Raw genomic sequence first — 16,021 nt, forward strand, 5'->3', positions numbered from 1 at the left:
GACCGCGACCGCGCCCACCAGCGCAGACCGCCCCAGGAACGACCGCCGCCCCACACCCGAGGACAACGACACCAACCCCGACCCCGCCTCGCAGCTGGGGCACTCGGGCTGGCGCGGGGAGGTCTGCATATCGTTCCGATGCTCGGTGGTGCTCATGGCGCGACTCCTTCGTCTGTGGACGAGCTCTGAGGGTTGAAGACTCCCGGACTATGGCATAGGCCCGACCACTGAGGCAAGCACTGCAGGTGCGGCGAGGTCTGATCGTTACCGGGCCGACCGTGCGCAGATCGTGGCCGACGGCCTCGTTGCCAGGTCAAAGCGCATTAGTCCCAGGATCTCGGGGGAGCTCCTTGCCTGGGTCTCCATCCTCCAGTACTGTCTGGAAACATCCGAGGTCTCCCGGCGACAGTGAGTTCGGCGCGGGAGACCATGACCCCTGCGAGGAAGCCTTCGATGCCCACGTTCACGTCCCTCGATGTCACCGATGTCCGCTTCCCGACCTCGCGGTCGCTCGACGGCTCCGATGCGATGAACAAGGACCCCGACTACTCGGCCGCCTATCTCGAGCTGAGGACCTCGGACGGCGAGAGCGGCGCGAGCCTCGTGTTCACGATCGGGCGCGGCAACGACGTGCAGGGGGAGGCGATCCGGGCGCTGTCCCACCATGTGATCGGCCGTGACGTCGAGGAGGTGCTCGCGGACATCGGCCGTGCCGGGGCCGCGATGATCGAGGACTCGCAGCTGCGCTGGCTCGGCCCGGAGAAGGGCGTCATGCAGATGGCGATCGGCGCCGTCGTCAACGCGCTGTGGGACCTGCGCTGCATGCGCGAGGGCAAGCCGCTGTGGCTGCTGCTGGCCGAGCTCAGCCCCGAGGAGCTCGTGGACCTCGTCGACTTCCGCTACCTCGAGGACGCGCTGACCCGGGAGGAGGCCCTCGAGATCCTCGAGCGCGCGCTGCCGGGCCGGGCGGCACGGATCGCACAGATCCAGGACCGGGGGTACCCCGCGTACACGACCACCCCGGGCTGGCTGGGCTACAGCGACGAGAAGATGGAGCGCCTGCTGCGCGAGGCTCGGGACCAGGGCTTCGAGATGGTCAAGCTCAAGGTGGGCGGCGACCTCGCGGATGATCTGCGCCGCTTCGAGATCACGCGTCGCATCCTGGGCGAGGACTTCCTCGTGGCGGCCGATGCCAACCAGCGCTGGGGCGTCGCGGAGGCGGTCGCCGCGATGGAGGCGCTCGCCCCCGCCCACCCGTACTGGATCGAGGAGCCCACCAGCCCGGACGACGTCCTTGCCCACGCCGAGATCCGCAGGCGCATCTCCCCGATCAAGGTGGCCACGGGCGAGCACGTCCACAACCGGATCATGTTCAAGCAGCTGCTGCAGGCCGGCGCCGTCGACGTGGTCCAGATCGATGCCACCCGGGTGGGCGGCGTCCACGAGAACCTCGCGATCCTCCTGCTCGCCGCGAAGTACGGCGTGCCGGTGTGCCCGCACGCCGGCGGCGTGGGACTGTGCGAGATGGTCCAGCACCTGTCCATGCTGGACTTCATCGCGATCAGCGGCACCATGGACGACCGCCGCATCGAGTACGTCGACCATCTGCACGAGCACTTCGTCGAACCCGCGATCATCCAGGAAGGCCACTACCTCGCCCCCCAGCTGCCGGGCGCCGGAGCCCGCATGCTCCCCGCCTCGATCGAGACCCATCGATTCCCTGACGGACCCGTCTGGAAGGAGCTCACCCGATGAGCACCACCGCCCCCGCCCCCACCACTGCGCAGGACGTCGCTGATCCGCAGGCCTGGTTCGACCTGGCCCGGTTCGGGATGTTCATCCACTTCGGCGCCTACGCCATCCCCGCGCGCCACGAATGGGTGATGTCCCGGGAGCTGATCGCCCCCGAGGACTACGAGAGGTACGCCGAGCTCTTCGACCCCGACCGCTTCGACGCCCGTCTCATCGCGCGCACCGCCCGCGAGGCCGGGATGCGCTATGCCGTGCTGACCACGAAGCACCACGAGGGCTTCTGCCTGTGGGACAGCGCCCTGACCGACTACACCTCCGTCACCTCGTGCGGACGGGACCTCGTCGCGGAGTTCGTCGAGGCGCTGCGCGAGGAGGGGCTGAAGGTCGGCTTCTACCATTCGCTCATCGACTGGCACCATCCCGACTTCACCATCGACCGGATCCATCCGCTGCGCGAGGCCCCGGACCGCGCCGAGCGCAACGCCGGCCGCGACATGGCCCGCTATCGCGAGTACCTGCACGGGCAGGTGCGCGAGCTGCTCACCGGCTACGGAGAGGTCTCCTACCTCTTCTTCGACTTCACCTACCCGGGCGAGGATGGCAAGGGACCCGAGGACTGGGACAGCGAGCGGCTGCTCGCGATGGTCCGCGAGCTCCAGCCCGGCATCATCGTCAACGACCGCCTCGGCCTGCCCGGCGACCTGCGGACCCCGGAGCAGTACCAGCCGGTCGCCCCGATGGTCGACGCGGACGGCCAGGAGGTGCGCTGGGAGTCCTGCCAGACGACCAACGGGTCGTGGGGATACGACCGCGACAACCTCGACTTCAAGAGCGCGGATCTGCTGCTGCGCATGGTCGTGGACTCCGTGGGCAAGAACGGGAACCTGCTGCTGAACGTCGGCCCCGACGGGCGGGGCGGTCTGCGCCGCGAGGACGTCGAGGTGCTCGCGGAGATCGGAGCGTGGATGGACCTGCACGGCGACTCCGTGCACGGCGCGGGGCCCGCCCGCGGGATCGCAGCCCCGCAGGGCACGATCCTCACCCAGCGCGGCGACCGCCTGTACGTGCACGTGACCGCGTGGCCGATGCAGAGCCTGCACCTCCAGGGCCTGCCCCGGGGGGTCCGCGCCGCGCGGATGCTCCACGACGGCTCCGAGGTCCGCTTCCGCGTGTCGGAGCAGCCGGAGTCGAACGTGCACTCGCACATGAGCATCAACGGGCTCGAGCCCGGCACGGTCACCTTCACCCTGCCGATCCGTCGGCCCGAGGTGCTGCTGCCCGTGCTGGAGATCCGTCTCGAGCCGGAGGAGGCCTCGCACGCATGACGCAGACGATCGCCCTGCACACCCGGATCGCCGAGGGCTGCGAGGAGGACTACGAGCGCGAGCATGCCGTCATCCCGGCGGACCTCGACGCCGCCCTGCGGCGCGCCGGGGTCTCCTCCTGGCGGATCTGGCGCGATGGCCGGGATCTCTTCCACCTCGTCGAGGTCGAGGACTACCGGGCCATGCGGCGCCGGCTCGCCGAGGACCCGGCGAACATCGCCTGGCAGGAGCACATCAACGCCTTCCTCGAGGTCGCCGACTCCTACGACGGGGACGACGAGGGCATCGGGCAGGTCTGGGAGCTGCCCGCGGAGCGCCCCGCATGAGCGCGGCGGGCGCGCTCGAGCTCCCGCGGCTCGGCTTCGGCGCGGCGCAGATGGGCTCGCTCTACCGGGAGACGACGCAGGAGGTCGCCCGGACGGCGCTCGAGGCCGCCTGGGAGGGCGGGCTGCGGTACTACGACACGGCCCCGCACTACGGGATGGGCCTGTCGGAGCGGCGTCTGGGCGCGATGCTCGCCGCCCGCCCGCGCGAGGAGTTCCTGCTGTCCTCCAAGGTGGGGCGGTTGATCCGGGACAACCCCGGCGGCGGTGGGGGCGACGACCTCGCCCACGGCTTCGCGGTGAGCGATGCGACCCGCCGCGTCTGGGACATGAGCGCAGGCGGGATCCGTCGCAGCATCGAGGAGTCCTTGGCGCGCATGGGCCTGGACCGGCTGGACATCGCCCTGCTCCATGATCCCGAGGAGGGACCCGAGGAGCAGGCCTTCGACGAGGCGCTGCCGGCTCTGGTCGCGCTGCGCGAGGAGGGCGTGGTGCGCGCCATCGGGGTGGGCTCGAAGTCCGACCGGGCGCTCGCGCGCTTCGCCGGGACCGGAGCCCTGGACCTGGTCATGATCTCGGGCCGCTACACGCTGCTCGAGCAGCCTGCCGCCCGCGAGCTGCTCCCGCTGTGCGCGCGGCACGGGACCCGTGCGATCGCCGTCAGCGTCTACAACTCGGGGATCCTCTCGACCGAGGCGCCGTCGAAGGACGCGACCTACGAGTACGGAGCGGCGCCCGGCGCGGTCCTCGAGCGCGCCGAGCTGCTCGCGCGGCTGTGCCGCGAGCACGGCACGAGCCTTCCCGTGGCGGCCACGCAGTTCCCGCTGCGCCATCCCGTGGTCGCGAACGTGACCCTGGGCATGCGCACCGCCGAACAGGTCGCCTCCAACATCGCCCGGATGCAGGAGCCGATCCCCGAGGAGCTGTGGGAGGCCGTCGAGGCGCTCCCGCCGCTGGAGCCGGCCGATGCGCACTGACGCGCACATCCACCTGTGGGATCCCGCCGCGAGCGGGTATGCCTGGCTCGAAGGCGCGCCGCAGCCGTTGCGGCGCGCCTTCGCGCCAGAGGAGCTGCTGTCGGCTCTGCGGGAGCGGGGAATCGAGCGGATCATCCTGGTGCAGGCCGATGACACGCGCGAGGACACCGCTCATATGCAGGACCTGGCGGTGCGCATCCCGCAGCTGGATCCGTCGATCCGGCAGGTGGGCGTCGTCGCCTGGCTGCCGCTCGCGCGGCCCGCGGAGGTCGCGCGGCTGCTGTCGGATCCGGCGGCGCGGGCGCACGTGGCCGGGGTCCGGCATCTCACGCACGATGACCCCGATCCGTTCCTCCTGCGCCGGGCCGAGGTGGGGGAGTCCCTCGCCCTGCTCGCCGACGCCGCTCTGCCGCTGGACGTGCCCGACGCCTTCCCCGCCCAGATGGCGTACCTCCCCGAGCTCGCCGCCGATCATCCGCGACTGCTCCTGGTCCTGGACCACCTGGGCAAGCCGCCCCTGGGCGGGCACGGCGGCGCATGGCGGACCTGGGAGCAGATGCTCGAGCGGATCGCCGCGCAGCCGAATGTCGTGGCGAAGGTCAGCGGTCTCGCCACCAGCGGGGACGGCAGGGGCGAGGGGATCGCGGCAGCCCTCGCGACGGCGCGGCGCGTCTTCGGGGCCGAACGGCTCCTGTTCGGCTCCGACTGGCCCATCGCCCCGCAGGTCGGGGACTACACCTCCGGGACCGATGCGGTCCTCCGAGAGCTGGAGTCCTGGTCCCGGGACGAGCAGGAACAGGTCCTGGGAGCGGTCGCCGAGCGCGTCTACCGCGCCTGACCCGCGATCGGACCGGGACGGCGTCCCGATCAGGGCATCGCCTCGGTGCTCGCGCGCAGCGGCACGTCCTCGTTGCCGGTGAGCGCTGCATGCGTCAGCCACATCTCCGCGCCCGAGACGTGCACCATCGCCCAGGACCGGGCGAGGTCCCGCCGCCGTGCCCGGAGCGCGTCGAGGATCGCCCGATGCTCGTCGAGGGTCTTGGCGACGGCGCCCGTCTCCGTGATGCCGCGCCAGACCCGGCCGCGGACGGTCGCATGCGCGATGCCGTCCAGCAGCGAGGACATGTAGGCGTTCCCGCAGGCCGCGTTGATGATGCGATGGAAGGCGATGTCCGCCGAGACGAGCGTCTCCACATCGGTGCTCTCGTCCAGCCCCGCCATGATGCGGTCCAGCTCGTCGAGGGTCGCCGCATCCAGCCGGTCGCAGGCGAGCTCGACCGCCTGCGGCTCGAGCACGCGGCGCACCGCGAACAGCTCGAGCACGGAGCTGTCCCGATGCAGCTCGACGACGAAGCCGAGCGCCTCGAGCAGCACCGAGGGCTCGAGGGAGGTCACGTAGGTCCCGTCGCCCTGGCGCACGTCCAGCACCCGGATCAGCTCGAGCGCCTTCACCGCCTCCCGCAGCGAGTTCCGGGACAGGCCCAGCGACTCGGAGAGCTCCTTCTCCGGGGGGAGCCGGTCCCCGGGGCCGATGCTCCCGTCGACGATCATCTGCTTGATCGCGGTGATCGCCTTGTCGGTGACTGCCATGGATCCTCCTCGCGGTGCGGTCACCGCATCGTACTCGGCGGGCACGCGCGGTCCGCGGACCTCCGCGGGGTCCCGGCGCCGGGCAGGGGCCGCTTTCACGCCAGGGGCGAACAGGGCGGACACCCGCCCCGCGGCCGCGTAGTCTCGATCCATCTACCACCACCGGATGGGGGAGGAACATGTTCGAGCGCTTCACCGATCGCGCCCGCCGCGTCGTCGTCCTGGCACAGGACGAGGCCCGGCTTCTCAATCACAACTACATCGGGACCGAGCACATCCTGCTGGGCCTGATCCATGAGGCCGAGGGCGTCGGCGCCAAGGCGCTCGAGGCCCTCGGGGTCACCCTCGACGCCGCGCGCGAGCAGGTGCGCGACATCATCGGCGAGGGCAACCAGGCCCCCACGGGCCACATCCCCTTCACCCCGCGCGCCAAGAAGGTGCTCGAGCTGAGCCTGCGCGAGGCCCTGCAGCTGGGCCACAACTACATCGGCACCGAGCACATCCTGCTGGGCCTGCTGCGCGAGGGCGAGGGCACGGCCGTCAAGGTCCTCTCGCGCCTGAAGGCGGAGCCCGCGGCGGTGCGCCAGGAGGTCATCGAGCGCCTGTCCGGCTACCAGGGCAAGGAGCCCGCGACCGCGGGCGGCCCCGCGGAGGGCCAGCCCGCCGGCTCCCTCGTCCTCGACCAGTTCGGCCGCAACCTCACCCAGGCCGCGCGCGACGGCAAGCTCGACCCGGTGATCGGGCGCGAGCACGAGGCCGAGCGCGTCATGCAGGTGCTCAGCCGCCGCACCAAGAACAACCCGGTGCTGATCGGCGAGCCCGGCGTCGGCAAGAGCGCGGTCGTCGAGGGCCTGGCCCAGTCGATCGTGCGCGGCGACGTGCCGGAGACCCTCAAGGACAAGCAGCTCTACACGCTGGATCTGGGGTCGCTCGTGGCCGGCTCCCGCTACCGCGGCGACTTCGAGGAGCGCCTGAAGAAGGTCCTCAAGGAGATCCGCACCCGCGGCGACATCATCCTGTTCATCGACGAGATCCACACCCTCGTCGGGGCGGGGGCCGCGGAGGGCGCGATCGACGCCGCCAGCATCCTCAAGCCGATGCTCGCCCGCGGCGAGCTGCAGACCATCGGCGCGACCACGCTCGAGGAGTACCGCAAGCACATCGAGAAGGACGCCGCCCTCGAGCGCCGCTTCCAGCCGATCCAGGTCGACGAGCCGAGCGTCACCCACACGATCGAGATCCTCAAGGGCCTGCGCGACCGCTACGAGGCGCACCACAAGGTGACCATCACCGACGGTGCCCTGGTGGCCGCCGCGAACCTCGCCGACCGCTACGTCAACGACCGGTTCCTCCCGGACAAGGCGATCGACCTGATCGACGAGGCCGGCGCGCGCCTGCGGATCCGCCGCCTCACCGCGCCGCCGGAGCTCAAGGAGTTCGACGCCCGCATCGAGGAGACGCGCAAGCGCAAGGAGGAGGCGATCGACGGCCAGGACTTCGAGAAGGCCGCCGCGCTCCGCGACGAGGAGCAGCGCCTCAAGGCCGAGCGGGACGAGAAGGACACCGCCTGGCGTCACGGCGAGAACGACGCGGTCACCACCGTGTCGGAGGAGGTCATCGCCGAGGTCCTCGCCGCCTCGACCGGCATCCCGATCGTGAAGCTCACGGAGGAGGAGTCCTCCCGCCTGCTGCACATGGAGGCGGAGCTGCACAAGCGCGTCATCGGCCAGAACGAGGCCATCAAGGCGCTCTCGCAGGCGATCCGCCGCACCCGCGCGGGGCTCAAGGACCCCAAGCGTCCCGGCGGCTCGTTCATCTTCGCCGGCTCCACGGGCGTGGGCAAGACGCTGCTCGCCAAGGCGCTCGCGGAGTTCCTCTTCGGCGACGAGGACTCCCTCATCCAGCTGGACATGTCGGAGTTCGGCGAGAAGCACACCGCTTCGCGCCTGTTCGGCTCGCCCCCCGGCTACGTCGGCTACGACGAGGGCGGCCAGCTGACCGAGAAGGTGCGCCGCAAGCCGTTCAGCGTCGTCCTGTTCGACGAGGTGGAGAAGGCCCATGTGGACATCTTCAACTCCCTGCTGCAGATCCTCGAGGACGGTCGCCTGACCGACTCGCAGGGCCGCGTCGTCGACTTCAAGAACACCGTGATCATCATGACCACCAACCTGGGCACCCGCGACATCGCCAAGGGCGTGTCCGTCGGCTTCCAGGCCGGCGGCGACCTGTCCACGGACTACGAGCGGATGAAGGCGAAGGTCCATGAGGAGCTCAAGCAGCACTTCCGACCCGAGTTCCTCAACCGCGTCGACGACGTGGTGGTGTTCCCGCAGCTCTCCCACGAGGAGATCGTGCAGATCGTGGACCTCGAGGTCGGCAAGCTCGACCGGCGCCTGCGCGACAAGGACATGGCGCTCGAGCTGACCGACGCCGCCAAGAACCTGCTCGCGGACAAGGGCTTCGACCCGGTCCTCGGCGCCCGGCCGCTGCGTCGCACGATCCAGCGCGACATCGAGGACTCCCTCAGCGAGAAGATCCTCTTCGGCCAGGTCCACGCCGGCGATGCGATCGTCGTCGATGCGGTCGGCGAGGGGCTGCTGGGCGAGTTCGTGTTCTCCCGCCGCGACGGGTCCGGGACCCTCACAGCGATCTCGGATACTGTCAACCTCGACGCGATCACCCCGGCCCGGGACGAGGACGTCGCGACCCCGGACGCCGGCTCCTCCCAGGAGACCGACGCCAGCGCGAGTCGTTCCGCCTGAGCCGTCACGAGCGCCGTGACCCCGCAGCGGGTCACGGCGCTCGCGCCGTTCCACCTGCACTTCCCGAGGAAGGGGAGCACCCGGAGTGAACATCATCGAGGACTGGATCCTCACCATCACCGACGCGTGGTGGCTGCACCTGGTGGTGTACCTTCTCGCGGCCTTCGACGGCTTCTTCCCCGCTGTGCCCAGCGAATCGGTGATCGTCACCCTGTCCTCGCTCTGGTCCTCCTCCGGCCGCCCCATGATCGTGCTGGTCGCCCTCGCCGCCTGGGCGGGGGCCTTCACCGGCGACAACGTCGGGTATCTGATCGGCCGCACCGTCGGTGCGCAGCGGTTCCGCTTCCTGCGCGAGGGCAAGGGGCGCACCGCTGTGGCAGCCGCGGAGAAGGGGCTCGAGAAGCGGGCGCTGCTGTTCCTCATGACCGCCCGCTACATCCCCTTCGGCCGCACCGCCGTGAACCTCGTCGCCGGGGCCGTGCGCTACCCGCATCGCAAGTTCTGGCACCGGTCCCTCGCCTCGACCTTCGTCTGGGCGGTCTACTCCTGCGCCATCGGGGCGGTCGCAGGCTCATGGTTCGAGCACAATCATCTGCTCGCGATCACCGTCGCCGTGGTCCTCGCGGTCGCGATCGCCCTGATCGTCGAGCGGCTCGTGACGGCTCTGCACCGCGTGCTGGACCGCCGCGCCGAGCGCCGCGGCGCCGTCCCGGCGGATCCGGCGAGCACCGACAGCCCCTCCGATCCTGCTTCCGTCGACGAGGAGATCGCCCCGTGAGCATCACCCTGCGCCCCGCGCGCCCCGCAGACGTCCGCGCCATCGACGCCCTGGTCCTGCCGCTCGCCGAACGGAAGATCCTGCTCGCCAAGGAGCTCGTGGTCTACTACGAGTCGATCCAGGAGTTCACCGTCGCCGTCGACGAGGACGGGACCGTGGTGGGCTGCGGCGCCCTGCACGTCATGTGGGAGGACCTCGCCGAGGTCCGCACCCTCGCTGTCTCCGATGCCGTGCGGGGCACGGGCGTGGGCCACCTGATCCTCGCCGAGCTGCTGCGCCGCGCCGCAGAGATGGGTCTGGCGCGCGTGTTCTGCCTGACCTTCGAGGTCGACTTCTTCGCGCGGCACGGATTCACGGCCATGGGCGACGGCGGCGTGGACCCCGAGGTCTACATGCAGCTGCTGCGCTCCCATGACGAGGGCATCGCCGAGTTCCTGGACCTCGCCCGGGTCAAGCCCAACACCCTCGGCAACACCCGCATGATCCTGCACCTTCCCGCCTGATCGGGCACGGCGCTCAGGAGGGGAGGCTGACCAGGTCGCCGTCGCGTTCGGCGAGGCCGTCGGCGAGGAGGGTCCCCAGGCACCGGCGCACCCGGGCCGGATCCGCGGGGTCGAGCTCGAGCAGCATCGTGATCGGGACCTGCGGGGCCGATCGCAGCCGCGCCATGATCCTGCCGCGCATCTGCCGGTCGGTCCCCTCGAAGCGCTGCACGCGGCGGGGGGTCTCCGCAGATGCGGCGGGACGGCCCGCCCGGTTCCAGGCACAGGCGGACGCGAGCGGGCAGCTCCCGCACTGCGGGGAGCGCGCCGTGCACACGAGCGCCCCGAGCTCCATCACCGCCTGGTTCCACAGCACGCTCCGGCTCGTGTCCTCGGGCAGGGTCGCGGCGACGACGGCGCGCTCGCGGGCGGTGTAGGAGGGCGCCGGTCGCTCCTGCCCGAGCACGGCCCGGACCAGCACCCGGCGGATGTTCGTGTCCGCGACGGCGGCGCGCCCGCCGAAGGCGAAGGCCGTCACCGCCGCGGCCGTGTACTCGCCGATCCCCGGCAGCGCCCGCAGCTCCTCGAGCGTCGCGGGCACCTCGCCGCCGTGCTCGTCCCGGATGACGCGGGCGCACTCCTGCAGCCGCAGCGCGCGGCGCGGGTAGCCCAGGCGGTCCCAGGCGCGCAGGACCTCGGCGGTGGGAGCGGCGGCGAGGTCGGCCGGTCGCGGCCAGCGGCGCATCCAGTCCTGCCAGCGGGGGAGCACCCGGACCACAGGGGTCTGCTGGAGCATGATCTCGGAGACCAGGATCCCCCAGGGGGTCGCCGTGTCCTCGCGCCACGGCAGCTCGCGGGCATGGACGGCGAACCAGTCGCAGACCCGCAGGACGGCGGCGGAGGTCAGGGACGGTGCGGGGGAGGAGAGGGACACCTGGTGACGGTAGCGCATGCAGGGGCGGGGCGAGACTTTCCGGTCCCGCCCCGCCCCTGTGGGATGCGCCCGCAGATCCGTCCGCGGTCAGTTCTGGGTCTTCTGCGCCTGCAGCAGGTCGCGGATCTCCGTGAGGAGGACGACGTCCTCCGGTGCGGAGGCCTCCTCCTCGACGGGCAGGCCGCGGCGCGCGCGGTCGAAGGCGCGGGCCTTCTGGATCGGCATGACGAAGACGAAGTAGACCACGGCCGCCGTGATGAGGAAGGCGATGATCGCGGAGAGGATCGCGTCCACTCCGATGGTCGTGGCTTCGTTGTCCTGGATGATCCGGAAGGACAGGCCGGAGACGTTGGTGCCGCCGGCGACGTTGATGACGGGCTGGATGAGGTTCTCGACGATCGCCGTGATGAGGGCGGTGAAGGCGGAGCCGATCACGACGCCGACCGCGAGGTCGATGACGCTGCCCTGCATGACGAAGTCCTTGAAACCCTTCATGGGTGGTGATCCTTACCTGGGGTGGGGATGCGACGGGCCGGGAGGCCGCCGTCACCGCGATCGCGGCACGTCCTGGGACATTAGCCGATGACCGCGGTGCTGGCCCAGCCCTCTCGCAGGGCCTGCGCCACATCCGGCGCCTGCGACGGATCGAGCACCACCACGACCGGGACGAGAGCCTGGTCCGGGCGAGCGGCGTCCTCCTGCGCGGAAGGCGCCGCGAGCACCTGGCCCTCGACGGCACGCGGACCCTCCGCCCCGGGGAGCGCGAAGATGATCTGCACCTGGGAGCCGCGGCGCAGCTGGGGCAGCAGCGCGGCATCCACCGGGAGCACGAGGCGGGCGCGGCCCGCCACGTCGACCGCCTCCCCGGGGCCGGCCAGATGCCCGGCGATGATGGCGGCGCCTGCGGGGACGTCGTATTCCAGGGTGCGGCCGTTCACGGACGCGGGCTCCACGAGGGCGTCCTCGGGGACGAGGGACGCGGCGACCCGCTGACGGCGGAGGTCGGCGGGCCCGAGCACCGTGCCGACCGGCAGGGCATGGGCGGCGACGAGCACGTCGACTCCGCGCGCCGAGGGCGGCAGCATCCCCGGGAGGACAGCGGCGAGGAGCGCGGCGACCGTCAGCGCGGTCAGGACGCGTCGACGGCGGCGCAGGGCGCGGCGCCAGATCGGGGCATGGGTGCGAAGTCGCTCGAGCATGCTCCGACGCTAGGCCGGGGGAGCGTTCCCCCGCTCGGTCCTGTGGACGAGGGGCGCATGGGGAGGAGCGGCGCCTCCCCGGATGTCAGGACGCGGCGGCCGCGGGCGCCGCGGTCGCCGGCGCCGGAGACGCCGGAGCAGCCGGGGCGGAGATCTTCCCGCCGGCATCGGGCGTCGAGGACGAGGCCCCCGCCTCGCTCGCGGCAGATGCCGTCGAGGATCCCGCGGAGGAGTCGGTCGAGTAGAAGCCGGATCCCTTGAACACGATCCCGACGCTGTTGAACACCTTGCGCAGGGCATCGGTGGAGCATTCGGGGCAGGTCACGAGGGAGTCCTCGCTGAAGCTCTGGTACTTCTCGAACTGATGGCCGCAGCTCTTGCAGGCATAGACGTAGGTGGGCACGATTCCTCCGGGTTCCGGCTCAGACACCGCCCGCCATCATATCGCCCAGCAGCGGATGCGGCCGCAGCAGCCGCAGACCGTGGGACGTGAGAACGGCATGGACGGGCACGTCGCCCGGTGCCACGGGCACCGCACCCGCAGGCAGCACCTCCTGCGGGTGCACGACGGCGACGACGAGCACCTCGCGTCCCGCGCGGGCGAGGGCCCGGTCGTAGTAGCCGGCGCCGTGCCCGATCCGGGCGCCGCCCTCGTCGACGGCCACCGCCGGTGCGAGCACGAACAGGGCGGAGGACAGCGCGCCGGGGCCCAGGGGCGGTCCGGGCGGCTCCGCGCCGAAGCCCGCCGCCGGAGAGGGGACCATCTCGCCCGCGCCGTCCCAGGCGGCCCAGTCCAGCTCCTGCGGATGCGCCGAGCCCGCGACCGGCATCACCACCTCCGCCCCCTCTGCGAGCAGGGCGCGGACCAGGGGGAGGGGATCCGCCTCCCGCGGCGTCGCCCGGTATGCGGCCACACGCGGGGAGCCGCTCGCCGCGACCGCCGCCCTCACGAGCGCGAGGAGACCGCGGCCGTGAGCGAGGATCCGGCCGCCTTCGGCAGGATCAGGAGGGCCGCTGCGACGACGCGCGCCCCGGACCCGGCGCCGCAGCGCCGCTTTGAGATCGACCCGCGAGGCATCCATGGGGCAAGCCTGCCACGGCCGCGGATACGATGTGCCGATGCCGCATGTCTGGCCTCTGCATCTGCGCGACGGCGCTCTCCTCCTGCGTCCTCTGCGCCGCCGTGACCGGCGTGAATACCTCGCTCTGCGGCTGCGCAACCAGGAATGGCTCGCCCCCTGGGATGCGACAGATCCCCTCCGGGGCGCCCAGCGGCCCAGCTTCCCGGTGCTGGTCCGCTGGAACGACCGGCAGAGCCGCCTGCTGCTGGGGCTGCATCTGGCGATCGAATGGGACGGGCAGCTGGCCGGTCAGATTTCCCTGGGCCCGATCCAGCAGGGCGCCCAGTCCACGGCGACGCTGGGGTACTGGGTCGACCGGGACCATGCGGGGCAGGGGATCGCGCCGCTGGCCTGCGCGCTGCTGATCGACCACGCCTTCGCGGAGCTCGGGCTGCACCGGGTCGATGCGGCGATCCGCCCGGAGAACGCGGCGAGCCGCCGGGTCGTGGAGAAGCTGCATCTGCGCGAGGAGGGCCTGCATCGGCGCTTCATCCACGTCGACGGGCAGTGGCGGGACCATCTGCTGTTCGCGCTCACGGCGGAGGAGGTCCCGGCGCATCTGCTCGACGACACCGGGCGCGGGGTCGTGCGACGGCTCCGTCTGGAGCATCGAATCCCTCCGCCTCGTGGGCGCGTCGCGACCAGCTGAAACACAGCCCTGTCATTAGGCTGAGCCGGTGGAGTCGTTCAACCTCGGGGCAGTCCTGCTCGCCCTTCTCATCGTGCTGTGGCTGGCGTACGTGGTGCCGCGCACCGCGCAGCGCCGCGCCGAGATGGGAAAGGCGATGACCGCGCGCACCCGCCGCGCGTCCAGTCCGGCCGCCCGGGACCTGTCCGATGCCGCGCACCGACACCGGACCCCTCCGGAGGAGACGATCGCCATGGCCCAGCCCCGCCCCCTGCTCCGCCCCGCCGACCCGACGCGCCGCCCGCGCTTCGAGGACGAGCCGGGCTCCCGCATCGACACCCGGCTCGAGCAGGACCGGCAGCGCGGGGCTCTGCGCGCCGCCCTGATCGTGCTCGGGCTCCTGACCGCGGCGGTCATCGCCCTGGTCGTCCTCGGCGCCATCCCGTGGTGGAGCATCGCCCTGGTCGGCCTCGCGGATGTGGCCTACGTGGGCGGCCTGCGCCGGGCCGAGCTGCAACGTCGTCAGCGTCGCGCCGCCCTGGCCCGCCGCATCGCCGGATCCGCGGGCGCCCCGGTCTCCGATCCCTCGCGCACCCTCGCCCCGGAGGCCCCGCTCAGCACGCCGCCGGCCCCGGCCCTCCCGCAGGAGCCCGATCTCGACGAGCGCATCGTCGAGGCCGCGGACGCCGTCTCCCGCGCCGGCGAGTGGACCCCGGTCCCGGTGCCGCGCCCCGCCTATGCCCTGCGCGGGGACGTCGAGGACCTCGCGACCCGGCATGCGGTGCACCGTGAGACCGTGATCGGCCGCTCCGTCCCCCTCGAGCGCGAGCAGGATGCACCGGACGAGGCGCTCACCGAGAACCCGGCCCGCCGCGAGCCGGCCGGCCTCGACCTGCGCCTGGACGAGATCCTCGAGCGCCGCCGCGCCTGACGGTCCCGCGTCCCGGGGGTGAACAGCGCGTGCTGCTGCGCGGTCCGGCATCCCGCACCGTCTACGCTGGTCATGATGAACACGACCATGCCCTCCTCCCGTACCCCCTCCGAGCTCCTGGAGGCCGCGATCGCTGCGGCCCATGAGGCCGCCGAGTACCTCCGCGCGATCGACCGCAGCGCGATCGGTCGCGAGTACAAGACCTCCAGCCAGGACATCGTCACGATCCACGACAAGGCGAGCGAGGACATCATCGTCCGCTCCCTGCTGCGGGCGGTTCCCGAGGCGCGCATCGTCGGCGAGGAGGGCGGGGAGCGTCCCGCGGGCGGCGGTGCGGCGGACGGCCCGCAGGTCACCTTCTTCGTCGACCCCATCGATGGGACCAGCAACTTCGCGGCGGGGCTGCCCCTGTTCTGCATCTCCATCGGCGTCGCGATCGGCGAGGAGCTGGTCGCCGGGGTGATCGACGCCCCCATCCTGGGCCAGGTCTTCGCGGCGGCGGACGGGCCCGCCACCCTGAACGGGGAGCCGATCCTCCCGCGATCCACGCGGCCCCAGGCCGATGCGCTGATCATCAGCGGCTTCCCCGGTCCGTGGATCCTGCGCGAGCGCCGCGACCTCGCGGCCGCGGCCGGGCCCCGGCTGGACCTCGGGGTCTCCGCGGTGCGGCACCTGGGCTCGGCGGCGCTCGAGCTGGCCTACGTCGCCGCCGGCTTCGCGGACGCGACGGGCCTCGGGAGCATCAACGCCTGGGACGTCGCGGCCGGATTCCATCTGGTCCGCCAGGCTGGTGGCAGCCTGCGCACCTGGCCCGGAGCCGGTCCTGCGGACGCCCCCGAGCATGAGCGGCCCTCCTACGTCGCGTGCACCGGTCCCGAGCGGATCGAGCTGTTCGACGAGCTCATGGAGGAGCTGCAGGCCGCCCGCGACGCCGGAGCCTGAACGGGGCCGGGCCTGTCGGTGTGATCCTCGTCAAGAGACGGCCGCGCGGGCCCGGAGCACCGGCACCACGGTGCTAATCTGTACAGGTACCTGGGGCTATGGCGCAGTTGGTAGCGCGTCTCGTTCGCAATGAGAAGGTCGGGGGTTCGAATCCCCCTAGCTCCACCCAGTGCTTCATGTTCAAACCCCTGCCCGCTTGATTGCGGGTGGGGGTTTGTGCTGTCTCCGGGTCGCGTAGTGACGGCCGTACGGTGTCGGGCGTTGTGCTGTGCGGCGG

The 16,021-nt window shown here is 71.8% G+C and carries 17 protein-coding genes and 1 tRNA gene; 12 read left to right on the forward strand and 6 right to left on the reverse strand.

Annotated elements, in window-relative coordinates:
- Positions 1 to 453 precede the first annotated feature (453 nt).
- From ACFFF6_RS15835 to ACFFF6_RS15855, 5 genes are read left to right on the forward strand one after another with little or no spacing between them, the layout of a single operon-like run.
- Entirely contained in the window at positions 454 to 1,755 is a 1,302-nt protein-coding gene (locus ACFFF6_RS15835; RefSeq protein ID WP_376982460.1) for an enolase C-terminal domain-like protein, read from the forward strand.
- Positions 1,752 to 3,077: an alpha-L-fucosidase gene (locus tag ACFFF6_RS15840; RefSeq protein WP_376982461.1), complete on the forward strand. Its 1,326-nt coding sequence runs from the start codon at positions 1,752 to 1,754 to the stop codon at positions 3,075 to 3,077. Before ACFFF6_RS15835 ends, ACFFF6_RS15840 begins: the two co-directional genes overlap by 4 nt.
- Positions 3,074 to 3,403, forward strand: a complete 330-nt coding sequence (locus ACFFF6_RS15845; RefSeq protein ID WP_376982462.1) for an L-rhamnose mutarotase — start codon at positions 3,074 to 3,076, stop codon at positions 3,401 to 3,403. The genes ACFFF6_RS15840 and ACFFF6_RS15845 overlap by 4 nt, the downstream gene beginning before the upstream one ends.
- Positions 3,400 to 4,377, forward strand: a complete 978-nt coding sequence (locus ACFFF6_RS15850) for an aldo/keto reductase (RefSeq protein WP_376982463.1) — start codon at positions 3,400 to 3,402, stop codon at positions 4,375 to 4,377. The genes ACFFF6_RS15845 and ACFFF6_RS15850 overlap by 4 nt, the downstream gene beginning before the upstream one ends.
- Positions 4,367 to 5,215 carry an amidohydrolase family protein gene (locus tag ACFFF6_RS15855; RefSeq protein WP_376982464.1) on the forward strand — a complete coding sequence of 283 codons (849 nt, stop codon included), beginning with the start codon at positions 4,367 to 4,369 and terminating at the stop codon, positions 5,213 to 5,215. Before ACFFF6_RS15850 ends, ACFFF6_RS15855 begins: the two co-directional genes overlap by 11 nt.
- A gap of 29 nt (positions 5,216 to 5,244) precedes the next feature.
- Here the strand turns inward: ACFFF6_RS15855 and ACFFF6_RS15860 are convergent, their stop codons facing one another.
- The gene (locus ACFFF6_RS15860; RefSeq protein ID WP_376982465.1) at positions 5,245 to 5,967 is read right to left on the reverse strand and encodes a FadR/GntR family transcriptional regulator; all 723 of its coding nucleotides are present in this window, start codon (positions 5,965 to 5,967) and stop codon (positions 5,245 to 5,247) included.
- A gap of 179 nt (positions 5,968 to 6,146) precedes the next feature.
- Here ACFFF6_RS15860 and ACFFF6_RS15865 point away from each other — a divergent pair, with 179 nt between their 5' ends.
- The 3 genes from ACFFF6_RS15865 (at position 6,147) to ACFFF6_RS15875 (ending at position 10,010) form a co-directional block, all read left to right on the forward strand.
- Complete coding sequence (locus ACFFF6_RS15865) at positions 6,147 to 8,729, forward strand: ATP-dependent Clp protease ATP-binding subunit (RefSeq protein WP_376982466.1); 2,583 nt, start codon at positions 6,147 to 6,149, stop codon at positions 8,727 to 8,729.
- 85 nt (positions 8,730 to 8,814) lie between these two features.
- A complete protein-coding gene (locus ACFFF6_RS15870) occupies positions 8,815 to 9,507 on the forward strand; it encodes a DedA family protein (protein ID WP_376982467.1) in 693 nt (230 codons plus the stop codon).
- The gene (locus tag ACFFF6_RS15875; RefSeq protein ID WP_376982468.1) at positions 9,504 to 10,010 is read left to right on the forward strand and encodes an amino-acid N-acetyltransferase; all 507 of its coding nucleotides are present in this window, start codon (positions 9,504 to 9,506) and stop codon (positions 10,008 to 10,010) included. Before ACFFF6_RS15870 ends, ACFFF6_RS15875 begins: the two co-directional genes overlap by 4 nt.
- Before the next feature lie 13 nt (positions 10,011 to 10,023).
- Here ACFFF6_RS15875 and ACFFF6_RS15880 read toward each other — a convergent pair whose 3' ends face one another.
- The 5 genes from ACFFF6_RS15880 to ACFFF6_RS15900 form a co-directional block, all read right to left on the reverse strand.
- On the reverse strand, positions 10,024 to 10,941 hold the full coding sequence (locus ACFFF6_RS15880) for an iron-sulfur binding domain-containing protein (RefSeq protein WP_376982469.1): 918 nt from the start codon (positions 10,939 to 10,941) through the stop codon (positions 10,024 to 10,026).
- Positions 10,942 to 11,010: 69 nt separating this feature from the next.
- On the reverse strand, positions 11,011 to 11,418 hold the full coding sequence (gene mscL / locus ACFFF6_RS15885; protein ID WP_376982470.1) for a large conductance mechanosensitive channel protein MscL: 408 nt from the start codon (positions 11,416 to 11,418) through the stop codon (positions 11,011 to 11,013).
- An 80-nt stretch (positions 11,419 to 11,498) separates the two neighbouring features.
- Positions 11,499 to 12,122, reverse strand: a complete 624-nt coding sequence (locus ACFFF6_RS15890; protein WP_376982471.1) for an SAF domain-containing protein — start codon at positions 12,120 to 12,122, stop codon at positions 11,499 to 11,501.
- 85 nt (positions 12,123 to 12,207) lie between these two features.
- Complete coding sequence (locus tag ACFFF6_RS15895; protein ID WP_376982472.1) at positions 12,208 to 12,525, reverse strand: FmdB family zinc ribbon protein; 318 nt, start codon at positions 12,523 to 12,525, stop codon at positions 12,208 to 12,210.
- A 19-nt stretch (positions 12,526 to 12,544) separates the two neighbouring features.
- Entirely contained in the window at positions 12,545 to 13,204 is a 660-nt protein-coding gene (locus tag ACFFF6_RS15900; protein ID WP_376982473.1) for a 5-formyltetrahydrofolate cyclo-ligase, read from the reverse strand.
- A gap of 37 nt (positions 13,205 to 13,241) precedes the next feature.
- On the opposite strand from ACFFF6_RS15900, the gene ACFFF6_RS15905 reads away from it, so the two are divergent.
- From ACFFF6_RS15905 to ACFFF6_RS15920, 4 genes are all read left to right on the forward strand, one after another.
- A complete protein-coding gene (locus tag ACFFF6_RS15905) occupies positions 13,242 to 13,892 on the forward strand; it encodes a GNAT family N-acetyltransferase (RefSeq protein WP_376982474.1) in 651 nt (216 codons plus the stop codon).
- A 28-nt stretch (positions 13,893 to 13,920) separates the two neighbouring features.
- Positions 13,921 to 14,802, forward strand: coding sequence for a hypothetical protein (locus ACFFF6_RS15910; protein ID WP_376982475.1), 882 nt, complete (start codon positions 13,921 to 13,923; stop codon positions 14,800 to 14,802).
- A 72-nt stretch (positions 14,803 to 14,874) separates the two neighbouring features.
- Entirely contained in the window at positions 14,875 to 15,744 is an 870-nt protein-coding gene (locus ACFFF6_RS15915) for an inositol monophosphatase family protein (protein WP_376982476.1), read from the forward strand.
- 92 nt (positions 15,745 to 15,836) lie between these two features.
- Positions 15,837 to 15,909 (forward strand) — tRNA-Ala (locus ACFFF6_RS15920).
- The last annotated feature ends 112 nt before the right edge of the window (positions 15,910 to 16,021 follow it).

Source organism: Brachybacterium hainanense, from assembly GCF_042434575.1.
In the GTDB taxonomy this organism is placed as follows: Bacteria; Actinomycetota; Actinomycetes; order Actinomycetales; family Dermabacteraceae; genus Brachybacterium; species Brachybacterium hainanense.

Coding starts and splice junctions, on each gene's coding strand:
- ACFFF6_RS15835 (WP_376982460.1), top strand. CDS start 454: ATGCCCACGTTCACGTCCCTCGATGTCACCGATGTCCGCTTCCCGACC.
- ACFFF6_RS15840 (WP_376982461.1), top strand. CDS start 1,752: ATGAGCACCACCGCCCCCGCCCCCACCACTGCGCAGGACGTCGCTGAT.
- ACFFF6_RS15845 (WP_376982462.1), top strand. CDS start 3,074: ATGACGCAGACGATCGCCCTGCACACCCGGATCGCCGAGGGCTGCGAG.
- ACFFF6_RS15850 (WP_376982463.1), top strand. CDS start 3,400: ATGAGCGCGGCGGGCGCGCTCGAGCTCCCGCGGCTCGGCTTCGGCGCG.
- ACFFF6_RS15855 (WP_376982464.1), top strand. CDS start 4,367: ATGCGCACTGACGCGCACATCCACCTGTGGGATCCCGCCGCGAGCGGG.
- ACFFF6_RS15860 (WP_376982465.1), bottom strand. CDS start 5,967: ATGGCAGTCACCGACAAGGCGATCACCGCGATCAAGCAGATGATCGTC.
- ACFFF6_RS15865 (WP_376982466.1), top strand. CDS start 6,147: ATGTTCGAGCGCTTCACCGATCGCGCCCGCCGCGTCGTCGTCCTGGCA.
- ACFFF6_RS15880 (WP_376982469.1), bottom strand. CDS start 10,941: ATGCGCTACCGTCACCAGGTGTCCCTCTCCTCCCCCGCACCGTCCCTG.
- mscL (WP_376982470.1), bottom strand. CDS start 11,418: ATGAAGGGTTTCAAGGACTTCGTCATGCAGGGCAGCGTCATCGACCTC.
- ACFFF6_RS15890 (WP_376982471.1), bottom strand. CDS start 12,122: ATGCTCGAGCGACTTCGCACCCATGCCCCGATCTGGCGCCGCGCCCTG.
- ACFFF6_RS15900 (WP_376982473.1), bottom strand. CDS start 13,204: ATGGATGCCTCGCGGGTCGATCTCAAAGCGGCGCTGCGGCGCCGGGTC.
- ACFFF6_RS15905 (WP_376982474.1), top strand. CDS start 13,242: ATGCCGCATGTCTGGCCTCTGCATCTGCGCGACGGCGCTCTCCTCCTG.
- ACFFF6_RS15915 (WP_376982476.1), top strand. CDS start 14,875: ATGATGAACACGACCATGCCCTCCTCCCGTACCCCCTCCGAGCTCCTG.